This window comes from Microcystis sp. M53598_WE2, assembly GCF_030067735.1.
GTDB classification, from domain to species: Bacteria; Cyanobacteriota; Cyanobacteriia; order Cyanobacteriales; family Microcystaceae; genus Microcystis; species Microcystis aeruginosa.
Genome location: NZ_JASJFE010001038.1, coordinates 1 through 3,720, shown reverse-complemented (window position 1 = coordinate 3,720; position 3,720 = coordinate 1). Strand labels below are relative to the sequence as shown.

Genomic DNA, 3,720 nt, shown 5'->3' with positions numbered 1-3,720 from the left:
GCTTATCTTTGTTAGAAAATAGAACTCCTGCAAAAATCCAACATCTACCATGGGGTTAGGAGTCAGTATTCAGGAGACTCCGAGACTATTTTTATTTATTCTCCCCATCTCCCCACTTCCCCATCACCCCACACCCCACACCCCACTTCCCACACCCCACTTCCCACTTATGAGAGATGATCAAAAGATGAAAGAATCATGGCGAGAACGTCTGAATATCTCTCGAATAGCGATTAATGCCCCGAGGTTAACCATTGCTTTCTGGTTAGCGGTGGCCATGGCAGGAATTTTGGCTTTTAGTTCCCTAAAATACGCTCTTTTCCCCGATATAAGCTTTCCAGTCGTCATAATTAACGCTCAAGCGGATTTAGCTACTGCTATCACCACGGAACAGCAATTAACTAAACCCCTAGAAAATCCCCTTTTCTCTCTCCCCGGTCGTCGTGATATTTCTTCGACTACTGCCCCCGGACAGTCAGTAATCAGCGTTTTCTTTAAAATTGGCACAAATTTAGACAAAGCCACCGCAGCAGTTAAACAGGCTATCTCGCAAATCCCTTTACCCCCTCAAGCTACCACAGAAGTTATCCCCGTTGATTTAAATGAGTCGGCAACAGTCACCTATACGCTGGTGAGTGAGCAGAAAACCCTAGAAGAATTAAGCCAAATCGCCCAAGATAATTTAATTCCGCCCTTAAAAGCTCTTCCTGGTACGGCTAAAGTTAATTTACTCGGTCAGGGTACAGTTAGGGAAGATAATCCCCATAAAAGCTTAACCCGACCATTACCCACGCTGGTGCGCTTTAACGGCCAAGAGGCGATCGCTGTGCAGGTAATCAAACAAGGTGCTGCCAATAGTCTCGATCTGGCCGCGGTCGCAGAAAAACTGGTTAAAGACATAGCACAAAAACTGCCCGATGTCAAGATAATTTTAGCTGAAACCCAAGCGGAATATATTCGCGCTGCCCTACAAGGCACGATCGATGATTTACTTTTGGCAGTTTTGCTGTCGGTGCTGGTGATATTGATATTTTTAGGCAGTTTCGCCGCTACAATCATTTCTGCTCTGGTTATCCCCCTATCTCTTTTGGGGACTTTCATTATCATGGCCATCTATGGGTTTAATCTGGAAACCCTGACGCTGCTGGCCCTGGCTTTGGTGATTGGCATTGTCGTGGATGATGCGATCGTCGATGTGGAGAATATTTCCCGTTTAATCGACGCGGGGGAAACCCCGAAAAATGCGGCACTCAAGGGGACAAGGGAGATCGGATTAGCTGTCACTGCTTCCACTTTAACCATTGTTGCCGTGTTTATACCCGTGGCTTTTATGGGGGGTGCGGTGGGGCAGTTTTTCCAACCCTTCGGTTTAACTGTCTCGGCTGCGGTGATTTTTTCTCTGTTGATCGCCAGAACTTTATCGCCAGTTTTGGCAGTATATTGGCTGAAACCGCAGTCACGGGCAAAAACGACGAAACAAAAGCGACCGATTGAAAACGCCTATCGACGGCTCTTAAACTGGTCATTGCGTCATCGTTTGCTGGTCATTGCTATTGCCCTAATTACCTTTTTTGCGGGTATTGCCCTGATTCCTTTTATTTCTAGGGGATTTATTCCCCGACTCGATCGCGGCGAGTTTAATCTGGTTTATACTTCTCCTTTGCCGAAAATAACGCAAATTAGTCCTAATAAACCGACGGCTAAGAGTTCTAGCGATAGTTTCGCTTGGATTTCCCAGTTAGCTAGTTCTCCCGAAAGTTTTCTTTTGCGTCGCACTATCCGCGATGGCAGCAAATTAGAAGCACCGATTTTGCGGGATGGGGAAGTGGAATCGACTTTTATGATCGCTGGTTTACGCGGTGAGCCGAATCGGGGCAAAATTCACGTTAAACTGAAGGGCGATCGTAAATCTCACACCAGTGCGGTGCAGCAGCGAATTCGGCAAATTTTACCGACAATTAGAGGGGTGAATGTCAGTGTCGAGGACATTCCTTTTGTGCAGACGGAAGCGGAAAAGCCGATCCAAATTGCGATTAAAAGCGATGATTTCAAGCTATTGCGCGATAGTGCCGAGAAATTGCGGGTTGAGGCCGCTAAAATCGCTGGTTTAAAGGATATTTCCCTATCATCTAGATTAAATGAGCGGGGGGATTTTTTGGCGATCGAGCGTTTAAATGGTCAACAGGCGATTTTTCTCAGTGCTAATCTTAGTCCCGATTTAGGATTAGAAGATGCGGCGATTAAAATTGAAGGGATTCCTTTACCGGAAGGGATAACTTTACAGCGTTGGGGTACTTCTTCTCAAAGTAGCGGTGTTTTGGGCAGTTTTGGTCGCACTTTAATCCTAGCGACAATTTTAATGTTAGGAGTTTTATGGTTATTATTCAGAAGACTGCTAGAAACTATCGTCATCGCTTTATGTTTACCTTTAGCGATTGTGGGGGCAATGTTGGGGTTATTGGTAACGGGTAGTGAGTTTAGTATGATTTCTCTGATCGGGTTTATCTTCCTCTTGGGATTACTCGATAAAAACGCTGTGTTATTGCTGGACTATACTAACCAATTGCGTCAACAGGGTTGGAGTCGGGAGGAAGCGGTTTTAGAAACGGGAATGATTAGGTTAAGACCGATTTTAATGACCACTTGTTCGACAATTTTAGGCATGATTCCGATCGCTTTGGGATTGGGTACTGGTGCGGAATTGCGGCAACCCATGGCGATGGTAATTGTGGGAGGTTTAGTCACTTCTTCCCTGTTGAGTTTAATTGTTGTGCCTGTGTTATATCTAAGTTTAGAGGATGTTTGGAACCAGATTAAAGCCGGTCAAAAGTAGCTAGTTTTACCGTTTTGGCTTCTGATTACTATAGAGTCGTTTGAACTCTTTTTGTTGTTGATTATGATCGACAATTGGCTCAGGATAACCACAACGATGTCTTTCTAAACGGGGGATTTTCCCAGTTACTAAATATTCCGTATCTACGGAAGCTAATTCCGGCAACCATTGACGAATATATTCCCCTTCCGGATCGAATTTTTGTGTCTGACTAGCGGGGTTAAAAATTCTTAAAGGTTTCGGATCCATGCCACTAGAGGCACTCCACTGCCAACCACCATTATTAGCGGCTAAATCGCCATCAAAAAGTTTCTGCATGAAGTATTTTTCGCCTTTTTGCCAGTTAATAATTAAATCTTTGGTTAAAAAACTCGCCACGATCATGCGACAACGATTGTGCATCCATCCCGTTTCATTTAATTGTCGCATCGCCGCGTCAACGATCGGATAGCCGGTTTTTCCCTGGCACCAAGCTTGAAAATGTTCTTCGTTATCCTGCCAAGGAAAATGACGAAATTCTTTTCTATAAGCACCGACCGCCAATTCTGGGAAAAAATAGAGACAATGCTGGTAAAATTCCCGCCAAGCTAATTCTTGCTGCCAAGTGATAATACTATCTTTTGCTTCCTGGGCGCAGCAATTTTCTAATAACTCTAGGGTTGCCGTCCAAATTGTGCGAATGCCAATCGCCCCAAATTTTAAAGCGGCACTCAAGCGCGAGGTGCCATCGAAAGCGGGGAAGTTACGATCTTCTTGATAATTGTTAATAACCCCTTGACAAAATTCTTCTAATCTGCTATGGGCGGCCTTTTCTCCGGGAGCGAGGGGTAAGGGGTTTTGCCAGGTAAAACCTAAATTTTCTAGGGTTGGTAAGTTAATAGTTTCTG

General features: G+C 44.7%; 2 protein-coding genes. One reads left to right on the top strand and one right to left on the bottom strand.

The genetic code is table 11. From position 1 onward, the window contains the following. Positions 1-187: 187 nt before the first annotated feature. Positions 188-2,833 carry an efflux RND transporter permease subunit gene (locus PX636_RS21295; protein WP_288118745.1) on the top strand — a complete coding sequence of 882 codons (2,646 nt, stop codon included), beginning with the start codon at positions 188-190 and terminating at the stop codon, positions 2,831-2,833. Between the two features lie 6 nt (positions 2,834-2,839). Here PX636_RS21295 and PX636_RS21290 read toward each other — a convergent pair. After that, positions 2,840-3,720 (bottom strand): FAD-binding domain-containing protein (locus PX636_RS21290; protein ID WP_288118743.1); only part of this gene is annotated, 881 nt, incomplete at its 5' end.

Excerpts from the sequence above, each read along its gene's own strand:
- PX636_RS21295 (WP_288118745.1), top strand. The coding sequence starts at position 188 with ATGAAAGAATCATGGCGAGAACGTCTGAATATCTCTCGAATAGCGATT.